This is a genomic window from Olsenella sp. HMSC062G07, assembly GCF_001811895.1.
Classification (GTDB): Bacteria; Actinomycetota; Coriobacteriia; order Coriobacteriales; family Atopobiaceae; genus Olsenella_F; species Olsenella_F massiliensis.
Genome location: NZ_KV806951.1, coordinates 1122395 through 1140750, shown reverse-complemented (window position 1 = coordinate 1140750; position 18356 = coordinate 1122395). Strand labels below are relative to the sequence as shown.

Sequence of the window (18356 nt, the reverse complement as noted above, 5' to 3'; positions counted from 1 at the left end):
CTGCGACGGCGCAGGGCCTCCGCCGACCTACCATTTGAGGTCTCTGCCCGACAGGCGCAGCAGGAGGCGATAGGCCGTCAGGAAGGGTCCCATGAGACCCGCCTTGTAGAATAGGCGTGCGAGCCAGAGCTTGCGCGCCGCCGACCCCTGCGTGAGGGCGGCGTGCAGGCTCATGTAGGGAGACCTTCGCCAGGTGGGAAAGTGCTCGTCAAGATAGCCCGTCGTGACACGCAGACCCTCCCTGAGGGTGCGCCCGTCGCCGCAGGAGAGCCTGAAGGACATGGAGACGCCCAGGTGCAGGAAGGCCGTGGCGTCCAGGGACGCCAGGAGGCCCTCTGAGGCCCCGCCCCTCTCAAAGAGCTCCCTGACCTCAAGCAGGGCTACCCGGACGCTCTGAACTTGAGCTGGCGTCACGCTGTTGATCATGGAGCCACGCCTGATCAGGTAGTTGTAAGGGGCGTCGCCGGTAAACGCCACCGGGCGCCTCGACGCGAGATAGGCCAGCTGGCTGAGCATGACGTCCTCGAGGATGGCGGGCGGCTCCTCGAGCCGGCCCATGCGTCTGAGAAGCTCGGCGCTAAAGCACTTGTTCCAGGCGGCGGGGTTGATGCCCACGAGACGCCCTGGCTCGTGGCGTGCGAGAAAGGGGGGCAGCGGATCGGCCATCTCGACGGAGAGGACCCTGCCGTCCTCCTCGGCCACGCGCCTGAAGCCGCAGACGACGACGTCGGCACCTTCGCGCAGGGCGGTCGCATGGAGGCTCTCGGCAAACGTCGGTTCGACGAAGTCATCGCTGTCAACGTAGGTGACATAGGTCCCGCGTGCGACCTCGGTGCCGCTCCAACGCGCCGCCCAGAGTCCTCCGTTGGCCTTGTCGACGACCCTGATGACGTCCGGGCGCCGCCGCTCGTAGTCGCGCAGCACTGCCAGGCAGCCGTCAGGCGAACCGTCGTTGACGCCGATGACCTCTATGCCGTCGAGCGTCTGCGCCAGCAAGGAGTCAAGGCAGCGCCTCAGGTAGCGCTCGGTCTTGTAGCAGGGGACGACGATGCTCAGCTTTGGTGGTGCGTCGTGTGCCATCCGTCCGACCCTCCCGTGTGGTTTGCTCCCGTCGTACAATCACAATCGTCCCTATGGTAGCGTGTGCAGGCGGAAGAACGACCTTGGGAGGACCCTTCATGCCAGTGAGCGGACCGAGCGTCGCCGTCGTCATGTCAACGTATAACGGGGCCGACCATCTTGTCGAGCAGCTTGAGAGCGTGCTCGGGCAGGACGTGGGCGCCTTGTCGGTCCTCGTGCGCGACGACGGATCCTCGGACGGGACGCTCGAGCTGCTGAGGCCCTACGCGAGCGCGGGGAAAGTCGAGCTTGTCGAGGGCGAGAACCTGGGGGTCACCCGGTCGTTTTTGGACGCCCTCTCGCGCGTCCCTCGATCGGTGGAGTACGTGGCCCTCTGTGACCAGGATGACGTCTGGCATGCCGACAAGCTCTCGCGCGCCCTGGACGTCCTCGAAGCCAAGGGCCGTGACCTGCCGCGCCTGTACTGCTCCGAGTACACCTTCTGCGACGCCGACATGCGGCCGCAGGGCCGCTCGCGGCTCAATCGCATCGGCGTCGACTTTCCCAAGATGCTCTTCGAGAATCGCGGCTCGGGCAACACGATGGTCCTCAATCGGAGGCTCGTCGACCTGGTGGTCGAGGCGGGGCCCGACGACGTGTACTGCCATGACTGGTGGATCGCGCTCGTCGCCACGGCGGTGGGCGAGCTGACGTACGATGACGTCTCGACGCTCGAGTACCGGCGAACGGGGTCCAACGCCAGCCCGACGGGGTCGGGGGGGCTGCGGCTGCTGCGCTATCGGGTGCGAACCTTCTTGCAGAGGGGGCAGCTCGACGACGTGACGAGGCAGCTGGGCAAGCTTGAGGCGGCCTTTGGCGGGCGCATGGACGCCCGGCGCAGGGACCTGCTAAAGCGGGCGCTCAGAGGCGGGCGTCTGACCAAGGCGTTGACGCCGCTGCGTTTGCGGCAGACGCTAGCGGGCGAGCTCGCCCTGAGGGTCCTCTTCCTCGCGGGGCTCCTCTGACGCCTGCGCCCTCGCTTCCTCGTGTTCGAGGCGTTCGAGGGCGATCTCCTGCGCGAGCTCGTTGACCTTGTCCTTGAGCCTCGAGATCTCGCTGGCGTTGGTGAAGGCCTTCCAGAGCAAGAGGACGATCACGGCCAAAAAGATGAAGTTGCTCGCGGACATGAAGCCGAGCGCCTGCGACGCCATCACCGCTATCTGGGGAAAAATGGCCAGCACCACCAGCACGGCGGCGAGCACCATCCAGAAGATGGCGTCCTCCACCAGGATACGCTCCCTCCTCACGCGGTTGGAGACGACGACAAACGCAAGCAGGGCGCCGAGGACCAGCAGAAGCCTGAGCTGAAGGGGGAGCATGCGGGACACCTATCTAAGAAAGCGGAGCATGATGATGGACAGGCAGGTACGGGCCATGTACTTGAGCACGTTGCCCAGCTTGAGGTAGCTCTCGCCGCCCTGACGCTCTCGCATGGAGGCCTGTATCTCGACGACGGCGCCCTGTTCGCGCGCGACGAGCGCGATGGTGTCAGGCTCGGGGGCGCAGTCGAAGCCCTGGGCGAAGAGGCGTATCATCTGTCGGTCGTACATGCGCATGCCGCTGGTCGGGTCCGTGATGACGGCGCCCGTCGTGATTCGTATGAGCAGGGTGATCAGGCGCGAGCCCGCACCTCGCGCCCCGGTTGGCCTCACGCTGCCGTCAAGGTAGCGCGAGGCTATGGCGACATGCGCGCCGCCCTCCTCGAGGGCGGCCGCCAGCTGCGGGATGTAGCGGGGCAGATGCTGACCGTCGGCGTCAAACTGCACCACAGCGTCATACCCGTGACGTTGGGCGTACTTCATCCCCGTCTTGAACGCGGAGGTGAGGCCCGTGTTCACCGGCAGGTTCGCGACGCGCGCCGCGCAGCGGCGAGCCACCTGCGCCGTGCGGTCCCGCGAGCCATCGTTGACGATGAGGCAGTCAACGTCCGGACAGGCTTGCGCAAGCATGTCCACGGTCGCGAAGAGGCACTGCTCCTCGTTGAAGGCCGGGACCACGGCAAGCACTCTCATGTACATGACCCTTTCGTCTCACGTTGACGTCGATAGTCTAGCACGGCATGACGCCTACCTGACGATCTCGTAGAGCGCACCCGCCTCGGAGCTGACGACGCAGACAAACCCCGGCGTCTGTGGGCCTATGGAGCGTATGCCAAGAAACAGCGACTCGTCGTAGTCGTCCCTCAGGTCGACGAAGCCGCTCGTCTCCTCCGTCCCGCGCAGGACGAGGACGTAGCGCGCGTCAAGGCGCCGCACCGCCTCCTGGACGTCCTGGTCGGTGGCATAGGCGGCCAGGCGCGTGCGGATGACCTCGCTCTCGGGCGACTCGGCCGACGAGCCAAAGCCGGTGAAGGTGCGATACAGGACGCGTATGCCATGGGCGCCGTAGGCCAAGAAGCTCCCGTCCATGGGGTCGTTGATGACGAGGGACCCCGTGGGGACGCGCTCGGCGACCGTCACGAGCAGCGCCTGCTCCTGCTTGTCGAGGGGGGTGTCAAAGGCGTAGGTCGCGACGGCGTTTGACCGGTAGTCCCCAAAGGTCGTGCGAACGCTCTTGGGCCAGTCCTTGCGCTCGTCGTCCTTGTGCCTCTGCATCTCCTCAGGACTCAGCTGCAGGCGCAGGCCCGCAAGATTGAAGCTGGGCATGAAGGTAATGATGGCGAAGCCGGCCGCCAGGACGGCGACGACGCGGCGAGGGTGCGCCGGCCTGCCGGCGACGCGCCCGTAGGCGTCGGCCGCGCGCAGCGCGACCTCTCGGACCCAGACGAGGCCCTGGGTCGCAAGGGGAATGGCGGCGATGGCGCAAAGGGCGGCGAGGCGCATGGGGTCGGTGTACCAGAAGCCGGCGAGCAGCTGCTTGATCGGTCCCGAACGCGTGGCGCTGACGAACATGATGAGACAGGCGGCGGCATATGAGGCGCACAGCCAGCGATACGGGCGCCGGTGCAGGCAGCGCACGAACCCGGCGACTACGAGGGCGGCCAGGAGGGGCTGGCAGGCGACCTCGCTGTCAAAGCCAAAGTTGTACGACAGGACGAGGATGTTGACGAGCTCCTGAAAGGTCCAGGAGAAGGGAGGCCACCTGTGGCTCACGGTGGCCTGAAACGCGGGAAGGTGATAGCAGACGAGCCAGACGCCCGCGAAGACGCCCGCGAAGGCGGCGCAGCACAGGAGCCGTTGGGGTCGCGGCAGGCCCGCATCCTCGCAGACGTCCCAGATGCGCGACACGCAATGGGGGGCGAGCAGGACCGCACAGGCAAACAGGGTGTTGGGGTGGCACAAGGCGAGGCCGGCCACGCAGAGCGTCAGCAGCGCCGCCGCTCGGAGTCTCTCACCGGCGCCCGGTCCCTTCGAGACGAGGTGGACGAAGAGCGCCATGGCGCTCGGCATGAGGGCAAAGCCGGCGACGTTGGCGTACAGGGGCCCAAAGGTGAGCATGTTCCAGGGAAAGGACACAAAGGCAAGGCAGCAGAGGAGCCCCGCACGAGGGGCGATCGCGTTACCGGGAAAGATCGTCGAGATGAGGGCGAGCGCCGACAAGGGAAAGCCAAGGCAGGCGATGACGAACATGGAGGCATTGATCACCATGGGCGTCGCGACGCCCGTGGCCTGGCAGACCAGGGCGCAGAGCACGTGCCATGCCGCAGGGTAGAACCCCGAGGTCGAGATGGGGGCTATGGCCGCGTCGGCGGCCGAAAGGTAGGGGCTCGCGCCCAGGGAGGAGAGGCGTCCCGAGTCGGCCATCGCCTGGATGAGATCAAGGTGCCAGGTGACGTCATAGGCCTGAAACACCACGTCGGGCGACCCCAGCCTCAGGATGAGGAGGTTCCAGCCGAGAAGGCCGCCGGCCAGGGCATATAGCGGGGGCAAGGTCGTTGCCAGGGCGGGAAGGCAGAGCGCGGGCCCCCTCTCGTGCAGGCAGGCGAGCGTCAAGAGCCCAATAAGCGTCGAGCCGCCCAGGACGAGCCCCGCAGGCGCCGTGACGCCTGCCAGCGCGAGCGCCTGGCCCACGAGCGCGAGCAGCGACAGGCTTACGAGGGGGGAGAGGCACACGGACCACGAGCGCGTGGCGCCCAGGCCGCGCAGGACCAGATAGCCGGGGAGCAGCAGAAAGGCGCAGAGCGCCAGGGAGGCCACGACGAACGAGGACCACATGCGAACCACCTCCAATGAGCACCACGATGACTCCTGTGCGTCAGCCTAGCATACGCGCTCAAGGGGGCGCCTCGCGACCGTCTCGGCCGGACCTTCTGAGTTCTCCTCAGATTGTTGGCCCCGACGGGCCTCTCTTAGGCTAGAATGACACTCGTGGCCTACGGTCACATGTATCGCGCTTAGGCGCAGCGTTCTGCCCCTCGGGGCAAGAAAGAAAGGCACGACATGGCACAGGGTACTGTCAAGTGGTTCAATCCCGACAAGGGCTACGGCTTCATCTCTCGCGAGGACGGCGACGACCTGTTCGTCCACTACTCCGAGGTCAAGATGGACGGCTTCAAGACGCTGGACGAGGGCCAGGCTGTCGAGTTTGACATCACGCAGGGTCAGAACGGCAAGCTTCAGGCTTCCAACGTCAAGAAGATCTAAGTCTCTTACACCAAGAGCATTCTGAAGGGGAGGCCCCATCGTGGCCTCCCTTTTGCATACGCAGGCGGCGAGCGGGGCGACTTCGGCGCGTGAGGTCCCAGGCGAGCGACAAGGAGTTGGTGCATGGCTGACGAGCGGCTCAAACAAGAGGTCGACGAGTACGTCGATGAGGTGTGGGAGGACGTCGTCGAGGACATACGCTCCCTGGTGAGGATCCGCTCCGTCGAGGACCTCTCGCATGCCACGGCCGCAGACCCCTGGGGTCCCGCCTGCCACCGGGCGCTTCGTCAGGCCCTCGCGATCGCCGAGCGCCTGGGCCTTGAGGCCCATGACTGCGAGGGCCGCATCGGCTATGCCGACCTGCCCGGCCGCTCCGAGCGCTATCTGGCCACCATCTGCCACGCCGACGTCGTGCCCGAGGGCCGGGGCTGGACGTTCGACCCCTTTGACGTGACGCGCAAGGACGGATGCCTCGTGGGCCGCGGCGTGCTGGACGACAAGGGGCCCCTCGTGCTCAGCCTCTATGCCGCGCACTTCTTCGTCCGGCGGGCGCTACGCACGGGCGAGCGCCTGCCGCTCACCCTCCGAGCCATCGTGGGCTCGGAGGAGGAGACGAGCATGCGTGACGTCGCCTACTATCTCGAGCGTCACCCCCAGCCCGAGTTCCTCTTTACGCCCGACGCCGACTTCCCGCTCATCTGCGGCGAGAAGGGCGTCTTTCAGGGTCGCTTTTGCTCCGTCGCCACGGTGGGCGGGCATGACGCGCCCATCGAGAGCATGGACGGCGGCACCGTGCCCAACGCCGTCTGCGGGCGCGCCGAGGCGGTCGTGAGGAAGAGGGCGGCAGACCTTTCCGGTCGCGAGCGCATCGATGTCACGGACCTGGGCGACGGTCGCTCGCGCGTGGTCGCCCGGGGCGTCGGCGGGCACGCCTCGCTCCCCGAGGGCACGCTCAACGCCATCGGCCTCTTGTGGGCGTACCTGCTTGACGCGGGCGTCGTTCCCGAGGGGCTCGTGCCCTTTGCCGAGCTCGAGCTCAGACTGTGCGCCCAGGGCTTTGACGGCTCCTCCCTGGGGGTCGCCTGCTCGAACGACCGCTTTGGCTCCCTCACGCTCATCGGCGGGACGCTTCGCACGGAAGGGGGGCATCTCGTGCAGACCTGTGACTGCCGCTACCCCGACGCCATCGACGCGCACGCCCTCGAGCGGGCGCTCGCACGGCAGGCCCAGGCGCGCGGCGCCAGCTTCGTCGTCGTCGGTGTGAAGCCGCCCTTCCACATCGACCCCGAGAGTCCCGAGCTGCGCTGCCTGCTCGACACCTATGACGAGTTCAGAGGCACGACGTCTCGCGCCAAGGTCATCGGCGGCGGCACCTACGCCCGCAAGTTCATGAGGGCCTGCGCCTTTGGGCCACATGAGCCCGCGGACCCCCTGCCCTCGTGGGCGGGCCCCGAGCATGGGGCCGACGAGGCCATCGGCGAAGGAACGCTCAGGCGTGCCCTCAAGATCTACATCGTGTCGATCGCGCGACTCATGCGCCTGCATGCCCAAGACGGCCGTCGCAATGGATGACGAGCTCGCGTCCCTCGAGCCGTATGAGCGCTGCCGGCTCTGCCCGCGGCGCTGCGGCGCGCGGCGTCTGGCGGGGGAGCGCGGCGTCTGCGGCGCGACCTCGCGCCTGCGCGTGGCTCGCTGCGCCCTGCACTTCTGGGAGGAACCGCCCATCTCGGGCGAGGCGGGCTCCGGCGCCATCTTCTTCACAGGCTGCCCCTTGCGCTGCGTCTTCTGCCAGAATCACGGCATCTCCCAGGAGGGCTTTGGCCTCGAGGTGTCCTGCGAGCGGTTGGCGGCCATGATGCTCGAGCTCGAGGCTCAGGGCGCGCTCAACATCAACCTGGTGACGCCCCTGCACTTTGCGCCTCAGGTCAAGCTCGCCGTGCGCGCCGCCCGCGCGGCGGGGATGAGCCTGCCCGTGGTGTGCAACACCTCGGGCTACGAGACGGAAAAGGTCGTCTCGCTGATGTCGGACGTCGTGGACGTCTGGCTCACGGACTTCAAGTACGCGTCCCGCGAGCTGGCGGGCCGTCTCTCGCACGCCGCCGACTACCCCCTCGTCGCCGAGCGGGCCCTCCTTCGGATGCTCGCGGGGCTCAGGGAGCGCGGGGGCCGGCGACTTGGCGAGGACGGGCGCATGCTCCAGGGCGTCATCGTGCGCCACCTGGTGATGCCCGGGCAGACGGACGACTCGCTCAGGGTGCTCGATCGCGTCTGGGCGCTCGGCGGCAACGAGCTGGACCTTTCGGTCATGAACCAATACACTCCCAACGAGCGCTGCCGCCGCGAGGGGGGAGACCTCGGGCGCGCGGTGACGGACGAGGAGTACGAGCGCGTTCTTGACCATGCCGACGACCTGGGCTTTGAGCGCCTATGGTGGCAGCAGGGCGGCACGGTCTCGGAGAGCTTCGTCCCCGCCTTTGACGCGACGGGCGTGCGCGGGGCGGAGCTGGGACGACAAGACGTCGGACAGGATGGGGGCAGCCATGAGTGACATGCCGGACGCAGGCCCGCTCTCGGACGAGGAGCGCGCGGAGCTCCAGAGGCTGCGCGCCGAGCGGGCGAGACGCCTTGACGCCGAGCGCGCTCGCAAGGAGCGCCTCGAGCTTCAGCAGCTCAAGGAGGAGCGCGCCGAGGCCGCGAAGGACGAGCGCATCCGCGAGCTGCGCCGACGCAACGCGAGGCTCATGGAGCCCGACGACGAGCTCAACATGCCGTTGGGGCAGAAGGTCGTGCTGGGCGCGATCCTGATCGTCGCATTGGCCCTCCTGCTCATGATGCTCCTCAACCACTGAGGCGCGCGGACGTCCCCTGAGGGACCGCCCGTCACGTCCCGTGCGTCCCGACGTGCTACGCTGGTGTCCGTAACGACCGCCTGACGGTCATGACGCCACGAGAGAGGGCCCGCGCCCATGGCATTGACAGACACCACCACGCCGCATGACGTGGCGCTCAACACCGACCTGTACGAGCTGACGATGGCCCAGGGCTTCTGGGAGTCGGGCATGCTCGACGTCCATGGCTGCTTCACGGTCTTCTTCCGTGACAACCCCTTCGGCGGGGGCTACGCCGTCGCCTGCGGCATGGGGCAGATCGCGGACCTCGTCCATAACTTCGTGTTTGACGAGGCGTCCATCGCCTATCTTGCCTCGCTCGAGGCGCCGTCCGGCGGCCCCCTGTTCAAGCGGGGCTTCCTTGACTATCTGCGCGACTTTCACCTGCGCGTGAGCGTCTGGTCCGTCGCCGAGGGCGAGCTCGCCTTCCCGCGCGAGCCCCTCGTGCGCGTCGAGGGTCCCATCATCGACTGCCAGCTCCTCGAGACGGCCCTGCTCAACCTCGTCAACTTCCAGACGCTCGTCGCCACGAAGGCGTCGCGCGTCGTGTACGCCGCCGAGGGCCACCCCGTGTCCGACTTTGGCCTCAGGCGCGCCCAGGGCCCTGACGGGGGCCTCGCGGTCGCCCGCGCGTCCTATGTGGGCGGCGCGTCGTCCACCTCAAACGTGCTCGCCGGCAAGATCTACGGCATTCCCGTCTTTGGCACGCACGCCCATTCCTGGGTGATGGCGTTTCCCACCGAGCTCGACGCCTTCCGCGCCTTCGCCGCCTCGAGCCCCAAGAACTGCGTCCTGCTCCTTGACACGTACGACGTGCACCAGGGCATCAAGAACGCCGTCGTCGTCGCCCGCGAGATGGAGGAGGCCGGCGAGCATCTGGCCGCCGTGCGCATCGACTCGGGGGACCTCGCCAAGCTCTCCAAGGAGACGCGACGGGCCTTTGACGAGGCGGGTCTGCCCTTTGTGAAGATCTCGGCGTCAAACGACCTCGACGAGTACACGATTCAGTCGCTCTTTGCCCAGGGGGCGCCCATCGACTCCTTCGGGGTGGGAACGAAGCTCGCCACCTGTGACCCGCAGCCGTCGCTGGGAGGCGTCTACAAGCTCTCGGCCACGCGCCCGGCGGCGTCGGCGGTCTGGGAGCCCGTCATGAAGCTCTCGGAGATGTCCTACAAGCGCACCATCCCCGGCATCCAGCACGTCAGGCGCTACGTTGACGCCTCGGGCTGCCCGGTGGGCGACATGATCGTCGACGACGCCTACGACATGGGCGGAACCCTCATGGTCGACGCGGTGGACGACCTCGCGAGCTTCGACCTCGCGGGGTATGAGGCCCATGAGCTTCTCGTGGAGCTCGTGCGCGAGGGGCGTGCGGTGGGCGAGGGCGAGGGCATCGAGGCCGCCCGCACGCGCTGTCGCGACGCGCTCATGCACCTGGACCCCGCCGTGCGACGCTTTCTCAACCCGCAGATATACCCGGTGGGCATCGAGGAGGGGCTTGCCCGCGTGAGGCGTGAGCTCGCCCTGCGCGAGCACAGCGGCTCACGGCGCGAATAGGGCGGCTCCCGGCGCCTCACGATGGGCTGCCGCGTCCTGGTCTCTGATACAATGCAGAAGGTCTATGGAGTGGCGCGCCACGCGCGTCGCGTTCGTCAAACGAAGGAGCAAGCGATGCCCGATACGCTCGAAAATCTGGTCAGGGAAGCCATCCGCGCCGCCCAGCAGGCGGGCGACCTTCCCCCATTCGAAGTGGATGACTGCGGGCTGGAGCGACCCGCCGACACGACGAACGGCGACTGGTCGAGCACCGTGGCGATGCGCTCCGCCCGTCTTGCCCACCTGGCCCCCGCCAAGATTGCCGCGGCCATCGTCAAGCACCTGCCTCCCAGCGACGCCGTGGCCACGTGTGAGGTCGCCGGCCCCGGCTTCATCAACTTCTACCTGAGCGCCTCCGCCAACAACGAGGTGTTTCGCACCATTCGCGCCGCCGGTGCCGACTGGGGCAAGGTCAACGTGGGCGACGGGCTGAGCCTCCAGGTCGAGTTCATCTCGGCCAACCCCACCGGCCCCCTGCACGTGGGCCACGGCCGCTGGGCCGCCATCGGCGACTCGCTCTGCAACGTGCTCGAGCATGCCAACTTCAAGGTCCAGCGCGAGTACTACATCAACGACCATGGCAGCCAGATGGACGTCTTCGGCCATTCCGTCGCCCTCAGGTACCTGCAGCTTGACGAGGTCATCAAGAAGCAGGGCCTGAGCTTGGACGAGGCTGCGGCGGAGCTGCTCGCCGACCGCGAGCGCTACGTGGACGACGACCTTGACGCGCATCCTGAGCTGCACCCCTACATGGACGCCTTCAACGAGGCGCTGGGCGGCAACTCCTATGGCGGGGATTACATCATCGACATCGCCAAGGAGTTCTATGCCAAGGACGGCGACGCGTGGGTGTCCGTCAGCCCCGAGGTGCGTGACTCCGAGTTCCGTGAGCGCTCCTATCAGGCCATGCTCGACCGCATCAAGGCCACCTGCCACACGGTTCGCTGCGACTTTGACGAGTGGAAGAGCGAGCGCAGCTTCTACCAGAAGGGCGAGGACGGCTCCACGCCCATCGACCGCGCCTTCCAGAACCTCCGCGAGAAGGGCTACGTCTACACCTCCGAGGACGGCGCCCTCTGGTTCAAGTCGACGGCCTTTGGCGACGACAAGGACCGCGTGCTCATCAAGAGCAACGGCGAGTACACCTACTTCGCCTCCGACGTGGCCTACTGCCTCGACAAGTTCGAGCGCGTGGACTACGAGATCAACATCTGGGGCGCCGACCACCATGGGTACATCAAGCGCGTCCAGTCCGTCGCGGACGCCTTCGGCTATCCCGGCAAGTATGAGGTCCTGCTGGGCCAGTTCGTGAACCTCCTGCGCAACGGCGAGCCGGTCCGCATGTCCAAGCGCAAGGGCACGATGGTCACCTTTGACGAGCTCATCGAGGAGGCGGGCGTAGACGCAACGCGCTACACGCTCATCAGCCGCTCGTCCAACCAGACCATCGACTTCGACATCGAGGCCGTCAAGCAGAAGGACAACTCCAACCCGGTCTATTACGTGCAGTACGCTCACGCGCGCATCTGCTCCATCCTGCGCAAGGCCGCCGGCGTCTCTGAGGATGAGGCCCTGCGGCTGGGCATGGACGAGGTCGCGCGGCGCGCCATCGGCGATGACTGCGACCTTTCGCTGCTCACCGACCCCACCGAGGCCGCCCTGGCCCGCAAGGTCTCAGAGTTCCCCGAGCTCATCGCCGGCTGCGCCCGCGACCGCGCCCCGTTCCGCATCACGCACTTCTGCGAGGAGCTGGCGAGCGCCTATCATGGCTTCTACGCCAACTGCCAGGTGCTTCCCAGCGAGGGGCGCCCGGTGGACGCCGCGCTCTCGCGTGCCCGCCTTGCCGCCTGCGACGCCGTGCGCATCAACCTCGAGGTGGCCCTCAGGCTCATCGGCGTCAACGCCCCTGAGGTCATGTAGGCCTGCGACCACCATCAGCGCATGACCAGGGCCCCCGGACGCATGTCCGGGGGCCTCGTGCACGAGGGGGCGAGGATCAGGCGCTACCGGCATCCCGCCCGGGAGGCAAAGCGCGGGTCCGCGACGCGTGCGCGGACGCCGAACTCGTCCCTGAGCGTCTCGAAGGCGCCAAGTACCTCGTCGGGCACGTCCACGTGGGCGATGAAGCCCCTGCCGGTCGGCCCATAGCCTTCTGTCGTGTCATGCAGGCGGGGTATCTCCCCCATGAGCAGGCTGACGTATCGCTCTATGTCCCAGCTGCCGTGCGGCTCTCGCGCATAGGCAAGCTCGCCGTCGCGTTCGACGATGTGCGCGTCGTAGGCCGCAAAGTTGACGACCCTCACCTGAGGGGCATGCAGGGCGAGGCCGGCGGCCATCCGGCGCTGCATGGTGGCGTCCTGGCAGATGATGAGGCTGTCGTGGGGAACGTCCCGGGCCTTGAGGAGCGCGAGGAGGTTGGTGACGTTATTGCCGCAGTTGGTCGATGCGGTCTCGAGCAGGTCGGCATGAAGCCCGTAGACGGCGGCCAGGTAGCGATCAAAGATCTCCGCCTCGCAACGCCCGGCGGTCGTGATGTCGGGACGTTCCGTCTGAACGCGCCGGCGCAGCGCCTCGGTGGTGTGGCCAGCGCCTCCGACGATGGCGTAGGCGTGCGCGACGTCTTCCCGCACCGCATGGGCGAGGACGTCCGCCCCCGCGAGGATGCTCCCGCCAAAGAGGACCATGACGTCAGCGCGCGGGACGCCCAGAGACTCGCGCAGCCTGTCTTGCGTCAGGGCAAAAACGTCACGGGGCCCGCAGAACCTGCCGAGCATGTTGACGCAGTCCGCCTTGAGTCCCACGGCGTTCCTCTCGGGAGGGAAAAAGACGGACGCGCCCAAAGGGCGCGTCCGCGTCAGAGTCATGGTGGAGATGAAGGGGTTCGAACCCTCGGCCTCAGCGTTGCGAACGCTGCGCTCTCCCAGCTGAGCTACATCCCCGTGCGCGGTGCACAAGGGGTAGTATCGCAATTCCGGCGTGGGCTGTCAACACTCGCGGTGCTCATGCGCACTTTCCCACGGGAGCTATGTCACGCCAGTCGTCGAGCCAGAGGTCGGTGTTGCTACGCAGCTCATGGGGGTCCTGGTTGGCGTCGCCCGAGCGCACGCCGCACACGAGCGCACCCGCGCGCCTTGCCGAGCGGGCCGCCGCCAGGATGTCCTCAAAGACGATGCACGAGGAGGGACTGGCCTGGAGGAGCTCGGCCGCCTTGAGGTAGATGTCGGGCGCGTCCTTGGTCACGCCCAGCTCGCCCGCATGGACGCGCACGTCAAAGATCTCGTCCAGGTCAACGGAGCGCATGGCGTCGAGCACGCCGCGTCCGTTGGTGGTGGCAAGGGCGACGGGGACGCCCCGGTCCCTCAGGGCTCGGATGTATGCGTACGCGCCGGGGCGCAGCGTCGCTTTCGTCTCGTACAGGGCCCTTGCCATCCGCTCCCATTCAAGGCAGACGTCCTCCACGGATTCGGGCAGCCCGTAGCGCTCGATGGTGTAGCGGGCGCCCGCCGCAAAGCCCAGGATGTTGAGCCGGCGCGAATACTCGACGTCCATCGCGATGCCGCGCGCTCCCAGAAACGCCCTGTCCACCTCATGCCAGAGGGGGGCGGTCGTTGCGATCGTGCCGTCAAAGTCAAAGATGGCGGCCTTGAAGGTGGGGGGCCAGAGATGACGAACGTCTTGTCCTGTCGATGGCGTCACGAGGCTCCTCTCTCATGTCACGACCGCGTTGTCGTCCCACCAGTCTATCAGAGTCAGCCCCTCCGGCCCGCTGGTCGAGGGGTTGCGCGCCTGTGGCATGACGTCTGATATCCTCAGGAGGACCTCTGTCACGACACATCCCAGCGAGAAGGGAACGCAATGACCGACCCCGACATCAAGGACCAGGTGCGCGCCTACGTCGATTCCATTTGGGAGGACGCGGTGCGTGACCTGGGAACGCTCGTCTCCATTCGCTCCGTTGAAGACCTGAGCCAGGCCGAGGAGGGCAAGCCCTACGGCCCGGAGTCCTATCGCGCGCTCAAGGCCGCCGTCGACATCGCCGGTCGTCTGGGCCTGGACGCCCATGACTGCGACGGCCACATTGGCTATGCGGACCTGCCGGGCGTCAGCAAGCGTCAGATCGCGATGATCGCCCATACCGACGTGGTCCCCGAGGGCACCGGCTGGACCTACGACCCGTTCACGCTGACGCGTAAGGACGGGATGCTGATCGGCAGGGGCGTCCTGGACGACAAGGGGCCGTTCGTCCTCTCGCTCTACGCTGCCAAATATTATGCAGACCAGGTGCGTCGTACGGGTGAGCCCTTGCCCTACACGCTGCGCGTCATCATCGGAAACAACGAGGAGACCGAGATGGCCGACGTGGAGTGGTATCTCGAGCACTTCCCCCAGCCCGAGTTCTGCTTCTCGCCCGACGCGAACTTCCCGCTCATCTGCGGCGAGAAGGGCGGCTACTCCGCCACCATACGCTCCAAGGCCATAGCCGACGTCATCGTCAGCTTCGAGGGCGGCACGGTGGGCAACGCCGTGGCGGGCGAGGCTACGGCGCTCGTCAGGGCGCAGTCCTCAAAGCTGCCCGCCACCGATCGCATCGACGTCGAGGACGCCACGGACGGCCTCGTGCGACTGACCGCCCACGGCGTCGGTGCGCACGCCTCGACGCCGCAGGGGTCCGTCAACGCCATCGGACTTCTCGTTTCCTACCTGCTTGAGCATGGGCTCTGTTCCGAGGCTGAGCGGGACTTCCTCGAGCTCGAGGCGCTCGTCTTTGGCTCGACGGACGGCTCGACGCTGGGCATCGCCGCGTCCGACGAGCTCTTTGACCCACTGACCTGCATCGGCGGCACGATGCGCACGGTCGATGGCCACTTTGAGCAGACCATCGACTCGCGCTATCCCACCTCCATCACCAGCGAGCAGATCACCGAGCGCGTGGGGGCGCTGTGCCGCGCGCATCACTGCGAGCTCACGGTCGACCTTGACATGGTCCCCTGGTCAACGGACCCCAGCTCCGATGCCATTCGTGCCTGCGTGGGCACGTACAACGAGTACACCGGCCGCAAGGCCGAGCCCTTCACCATCGGCGGCGGCACCTATGCCCGTCACTTCAAGGCTGGCGGCGCCTTCGGGCCCAACGACCCGGCCTTCCCTTTGCCGGACTGGGTGGGCGCCGAGCACTCGGCGGACGAGGGCTTCTCGGAGGAGCAGTTCAAGCGTGCCCTGGAGATCTACATCGTCTCCCTGGGCAAGCTCATGGCGCTCGACTTCTAGCGGCGCGCCGTCCCGGCCTGCGCGACGCGCATGCATTCCGCGCGCTTTTGGCCGCGAAGATATGGGTCTGGGACGAGGCTGGGTGCCTGGGGCGCGACGGGGACGTCTCTTTTCGGTCGCGCCCCGTCATATTCACCGGTCTCATTGTCCGGTCACGGCCGAGGGCTGATCTTACGACTTCACCGGCGCGCGGCGCTGCCCCCGCGCGCCGACGAACGTCCGCCGAACGACAGGGCGTCAGACGCTAGGCGTCAGGCGTCGGGCTCACCCTCGAGCGAGCGCATGACGCCGATGAGGACGTCGTCCGGATGGAGCGTGACCAGGGTGCTGACGAAGCTTCGGGCGACGGGAAAGACCTCGGCGTCCACCGAGGCGCGCATGCACGAGAGGAACGACGCGGTCATCTGCTTTGTGGGGGCGACGGGAATGCCGGCACCCTCCAGCAGCGAGGTGGTCTCGTCGTGACTCAGGTCCTGGCGAAAGGTGTCGGGGTGCTGGGCGGCAAGCGCCGCCAGCTCCAGGGCCGCCAGGGGAAACGAGCCCCTGAACGCGGCGATCGAACTGTGATAGGCGGCCTGGGCGGCGAGGATGTTGCCCTTCTGCCATTGGAAGGAGGCCATGCGGTAGTAGCCGATGCCCAGGCCCTCCAGGTCGTGGGCGCGAAGGAGCAGCACCTTGAGCGCCTCGATGGCCTCGTCCGTGTCGCCCTTCTCCTCCAGGCAGCGCACCAGATGGAGGAAGCCGCGATGGTCGAGCGGGGCCAGCTCGACGAGCCTGCGCGCGTGACGGCAGGCCTCGTCGCTGTCACCTAGGGCGAGCCGCGCGCTCGAGCAGATGAGATGACACTCAAAGTAGCCGTCGGGGACGAGCATGATCGACGTCTCGGGCGGGGCAAACAGGCGGTTGTAGAGAGCCCGGTCAACGTAGCTGCCAAAGTAGCGCCACTCGATGCCCTCCGCGTCGTCATAGAGCCCTCTACCGTCAACCTCGCCGAGCGCGCGCTCGCAGCGTTCGAGGGCGGCTCGAGGGTCATGGCGTGCGAGGCTCTCGCGCCCGGCTGCGGCCGCGCGCGAGAGGGCATCCCCGCTGACGAACTCCTCGGCGATGGCCAGCGGCTCGTTTGGCAGCCTCCCGTCGATGAGCCCGCGCACGGTGCGCTCTGCGGCGCTGCGGACGTCGGGGTCAGGGTCGTCGCCCGCAAGCTCAAGGATCGTGCCCACGTTTCGCGCGGTGGCGTCCTTGTCGACGTCATGGCTCGCGAGACGTCGCAGGATGTCGGTGGCGATCAGGGAACGCTTGTCCGCCTCCTGGATCGCGAGGCCGTAGACGCTCTGACAGCCAAGGTCGTGCGCCTGGCGGGGCGGGAGCCTGCGGGAGGAGAGCGAGGGCGACTCATGGCGGCGGGGCGGGCAGAAGCGCGCCTCGTTGAGCGAGAACGACTGCTCGACGGGTCTCAGCATGCCCCGCTCGCGTCGGATCACGGGAACGAAGCGCCGGTACACGCGCTCGAAGTCGCTGACCCTGGTAAGGTCGTGCGCCAGGTCGATCTGGGAGAAGCGCCCGCGGTCAAAGTCAACGGAGAGGTAGCACCAGTGGCGGTTGGCGGTGTCAAGCGTGGCCGCGACCCATACATGTCGCACCTTCGTCGAGGCCCGGAACGCCTCGGCTGCGAGCAGGATTGCAAGGCGCTGGGCGTAGGCGGAGGCGGCCTTGCGGCGCATCTCGCGGGAGCTTGTCACGACGCCCAGCTGGTCCACGAGCATCGAGGCCGGAAAGACACGGTCGGGCGTCATGGCGAACTCGATGGCGACGTTGCCGTCCGCCACGTTGGTCCTGAACGAGGCCTCCAGGCGATAGGGGAGCACGAGCGACTCGATGGCGTTCGAGATCTGACGCCGGGTCGCCCACTCGCCGTCGGGCACCTCGCCCTCCAAGAGCTCGCCCGCCTCGTCGATGGGCCTGGCCTGGGCGCAGATGTGCCTCAGGACCAGCTCGTTGGCCTCGTAGCAGTCCTCCTCGCTCGCTGACGACTCGAGGTACTTTGAGCAGAAGACCAGCTGGTTGAGGGCCGCCTCAAGGCCCAGGACGCGCAGCCGGGCGAGATAGGCGACGGGACCTGGCGCCATGCGCAGGTAGAAGAGGCCCGACCTGCCCAGCAGGACGATCTTGAGCTGTGGCAGCTCGACGTCGTCCTTGAAGAGACCGGCCTCCTCGAGGCGGCGCGCGGCAAAGAGCTCCATCGGCGAGGGGGAGAGGCGAGGCGTCGGACGAGACGCTCCCGCCTGCGCCGGCATCGCCAGCGACGCCCCCGCCGTGGGCGTCGGCACCTCCCCGACGGGACGGGATCCGACGTCCTCGGCACCAGCCGGCGCCGCCTCGCGCGCCCGTATGTCTTTGACAAAGAGCTTGAGCTCGGCGAGGGGGTCGTCACTTCGCGCGAGCTGCGCGGCGAGGGATTCCAGGTCGAACTGGGACTGGGCCGTCGTCGTGACGTCGGCTGGCGACGAGCCGTCATCCTGCCAGGGGCGCCCGTCCTGCGCGTCCGTGCCCTTGGGACAAAGCCCTGGCGCCGCGTGCCCGGCGACCCCGGCATCCGGGTGCGCCGAGCCGTCATCCGCGTCGTCCGCGTCGGAAGGGACAAGGCGCGAGGCGGCAGACGACCGCTCGCGGACGCCGCTTCTGAACAGCTCGAGCAGAATGAGGCACGCACATCCCAACGCCGATGCCACGATCCATGCGACGCCGCCCCCGCCGACCGCAGAGGCCACGCTCACGGCGAAGGCGACTCCCGTCACAAGCTCGACCAGCGCCAGCGACAACGACTGGCGAGCCGACGGGCCCTCCTGCGAAAAGGGTGATGTTGGCGCATGACGTGACATGGGACTCCGGGTCATAGGTGGCA

Annotated in this window: 15 protein-coding genes and 1 tRNA gene; 8 read left to right on the top strand and 8 right to left on the bottom strand. The window is 67.5% G+C overall.

The features are described 5' to 3' along the window. Window positions 1–27: 27 nt before the first annotated feature. Complete coding sequence (locus tag HMPREF2826_RS08315) at window positions 28–1080, bottom strand: glycosyltransferase family 2 protein (protein WP_070640881.1); 1053 nt, start codon at window positions 1078–1080, stop codon at window positions 28–30. Between the two features lie 98 nt (window positions 1081–1178). On the opposite strand from HMPREF2826_RS08315, the gene HMPREF2826_RS08310 reads away from it, so the two are divergent. Further along, on the top strand, window positions 1179–2084 hold the full coding sequence (locus tag HMPREF2826_RS08310) for a glycosyltransferase family 2 protein (RefSeq protein ID WP_070640879.1): 906 nt from the start codon (window positions 1179–1181) through the stop codon (window positions 2082–2084). Here the strand turns inward: HMPREF2826_RS08310 and HMPREF2826_RS08305 are convergent. Genes HMPREF2826_RS08305 through HMPREF2826_RS08295 form a run of 3 tightly spaced genes read right to left on the bottom strand, consistent with a single transcriptional unit; the run spans window position 2034 to window position 5273 of the window. Beyond that, the gene (locus tag HMPREF2826_RS08305) at window positions 2034–2438 is read right to left on the bottom strand and encodes a DUF2304 domain-containing protein (protein WP_070640876.1); all 405 of its coding nucleotides are present in this window, start codon (window positions 2436–2438) and stop codon (window positions 2034–2036) included. The two genes, HMPREF2826_RS08310 and HMPREF2826_RS08305, sit on opposite strands and share 51 nt — an antisense overlap. A gap of 9 nt (window positions 2439–2447) precedes the next feature. Next, the gene (locus HMPREF2826_RS08300) at window positions 2448–3131 is read right to left on the bottom strand and encodes a glycosyltransferase family 2 protein (protein ID WP_070641303.1); all 684 of its coding nucleotides are present in this window, start codon (window positions 3129–3131) and stop codon (window positions 2448–2450) included. Window positions 3132–3185: 54 nt separating this feature from the next. Next, the gene (locus tag HMPREF2826_RS08295; protein ID WP_070640874.1) at window positions 3186–5273 is read right to left on the bottom strand and encodes a DUF6541 family protein; all 2088 of its coding nucleotides are present in this window, start codon (window positions 5271–5273) and stop codon (window positions 3186–3188) included. 225 nt (window positions 5274–5498) lie between these two features. Between HMPREF2826_RS08295 and HMPREF2826_RS08290 the strand changes: the two genes are divergently transcribed. The 6 genes from HMPREF2826_RS08290 to argS all read left to right on the top strand — a co-directional run bounded on the left by HMPREF2826_RS08290 (window position 5499) and on the right by argS (window position 12106). Next, complete coding sequence (locus tag HMPREF2826_RS08290; RefSeq protein WP_058270229.1) at window positions 5499–5702, top strand: cold-shock protein; 204 nt, start codon at window positions 5499–5501, stop codon at window positions 5700–5702. Window positions 5703–5825: 123 nt separating this feature from the next. Beyond that, complete coding sequence (locus HMPREF2826_RS08285; RefSeq protein ID WP_070640872.1) at window positions 5826–7274, top strand: Sapep family Mn(2+)-dependent dipeptidase; 1449 nt, start codon at window positions 5826–5828, stop codon at window positions 7272–7274. Beyond that, window positions 7267–8250, top strand: coding sequence for a radical SAM protein (locus HMPREF2826_RS08280; RefSeq protein WP_070641302.1), 984 nt, complete (start codon window positions 7267–7269; stop codon window positions 8248–8250). The genes HMPREF2826_RS08285 and HMPREF2826_RS08280 overlap by 8 nt, the downstream gene beginning before the upstream one ends. Further along, window positions 8243–8551: a hypothetical protein gene (locus tag HMPREF2826_RS08275; RefSeq protein ID WP_070640870.1), complete on the top strand. Its 309-nt coding sequence runs from the start codon at window positions 8243–8245 to the stop codon at window positions 8549–8551. Before HMPREF2826_RS08280 ends, HMPREF2826_RS08275 begins: the two co-directional genes overlap by 8 nt. A gap of 117 nt (window positions 8552–8668) precedes the next feature. After that, the gene (locus tag HMPREF2826_RS08270; RefSeq protein WP_070640868.1) at window positions 8669–10147 is read left to right on the top strand and encodes a nicotinate phosphoribosyltransferase; all 1479 of its coding nucleotides are present in this window, start codon (window positions 8669–8671) and stop codon (window positions 10145–10147) included. Window positions 10148–10261: 114 nt separating this feature from the next. Further along, a complete protein-coding gene (gene argS / locus HMPREF2826_RS08265) occupies window positions 10262–12106 on the top strand; it encodes an arginine--tRNA ligase (protein ID WP_070640866.1) in 1845 nt (614 codons plus the stop codon). 83 nt (window positions 12107–12189) lie between these two features. Here the strand turns inward: argS and HMPREF2826_RS08260 are convergent, their stop codons facing one another. The 3 genes from HMPREF2826_RS08260 to HMPREF2826_RS08250 all read right to left on the bottom strand — a co-directional run bounded on the left by HMPREF2826_RS08260 (window position 12190) and on the right by HMPREF2826_RS08250 (window position 13882). Next, complete coding sequence (locus HMPREF2826_RS08260) at window positions 12190–12987, bottom strand: YdcF family protein (RefSeq protein WP_210388989.1); 798 nt, start codon at window positions 12985–12987, stop codon at window positions 12190–12192. A 62-nt stretch (window positions 12988–13049) separates the two neighbouring features. Further along, a tRNA-Ala gene (locus HMPREF2826_RS08255) sits at window positions 13050–13125 on the bottom strand. Between the two features lie 61 nt (window positions 13126–13186). Then, entirely contained in the window at window positions 13187–13882 is a 696-nt protein-coding gene (locus HMPREF2826_RS08250) for an HAD family hydrolase (protein ID WP_070640864.1), read from the bottom strand. A gap of 159 nt (window positions 13883–14041) precedes the next feature. Between HMPREF2826_RS08250 and HMPREF2826_RS08245 the strand changes: the two genes are divergently transcribed. Beyond that, window positions 14042–15454, top strand: coding sequence for a Sapep family Mn(2+)-dependent dipeptidase (locus tag HMPREF2826_RS08245; RefSeq protein ID WP_070640862.1), 1413 nt, complete (start codon window positions 14042–14044; stop codon window positions 15452–15454). A gap of 251 nt (window positions 15455–15705) precedes the next feature. Here HMPREF2826_RS08245 and HMPREF2826_RS08240 read toward each other — a convergent pair whose 3' ends face one another. Further along, window positions 15706–18333: a bacterial transcriptional activator domain-containing protein gene (locus tag HMPREF2826_RS08240; RefSeq protein WP_148138365.1), complete on the bottom strand. Its 2628-nt coding sequence runs from the start codon at window positions 18331–18333 to the stop codon at window positions 15706–15708. Window positions 18334–18356 lie beyond the last annotated feature (23 nt).

Coding starts and splice junctions, on each gene's coding strand:
- HMPREF2826_RS08300 (WP_070641303.1), bottom strand. CDS start 3,131: ATGAGAGTGCTTGCCGTGGTCCCGGCCTTCAACGAGGAGCAGTGCCTC.
- argS (WP_070640866.1), top strand. CDS start 10,262: ATGCCCGATACGCTCGAAAATCTGGTCAGGGAAGCCATCCGCGCCGCC.
- HMPREF2826_RS08310 (WP_070640879.1), top strand. CDS start 1,179: ATGCCAGTGAGCGGACCGAGCGTCGCCGTCGTCATGTCAACGTATAAC.
- HMPREF2826_RS08245 (WP_070640862.1), top strand. CDS start 14,042: ATGACCGACCCCGACATCAAGGACCAGGTGCGCGCCTACGTCGATTCC.
- HMPREF2826_RS08280 (WP_070641302.1), top strand. CDS start 7,267: ATGGATGACGAGCTCGCGTCCCTCGAGCCGTATGAGCGCTGCCGGCTC.
- HMPREF2826_RS08240 (WP_148138365.1), bottom strand. CDS start 18,333: ATGTCACGTCATGCGCCAACATCACCCTTTTCGCAGGAGGGCCCGTCG.
- HMPREF2826_RS08305 (WP_070640876.1), bottom strand. CDS start 2,438: ATGCTCCCCCTTCAGCTCAGGCTTCTGCTGGTCCTCGGCGCCCTGCTT.
- HMPREF2826_RS08315 (WP_070640881.1), bottom strand. CDS start 1,080: ATGGCACACGACGCACCACCAAAGCTGAGCATCGTCGTCCCCTGCTAC.
- HMPREF2826_RS08290 (WP_058270229.1), top strand. CDS start 5,499: ATGGCACAGGGTACTGTCAAGTGGTTCAATCCCGACAAGGGCTACGGC.
- HMPREF2826_RS08285 (WP_070640872.1), top strand. CDS start 5,826: ATGGCTGACGAGCGGCTCAAACAAGAGGTCGACGAGTACGTCGATGAG.
- HMPREF2826_RS08275 (WP_070640870.1), top strand. CDS start 8,243: ATGAGTGACATGCCGGACGCAGGCCCGCTCTCGGACGAGGAGCGCGCG.
- HMPREF2826_RS08270 (WP_070640868.1), top strand. CDS start 8,669: ATGGCATTGACAGACACCACCACGCCGCATGACGTGGCGCTCAACACC.
- HMPREF2826_RS08295 (WP_070640874.1), bottom strand. CDS start 5,273: ATGTGGTCCTCGTTCGTCGTGGCCTCCCTGGCGCTCTGCGCCTTTCTG.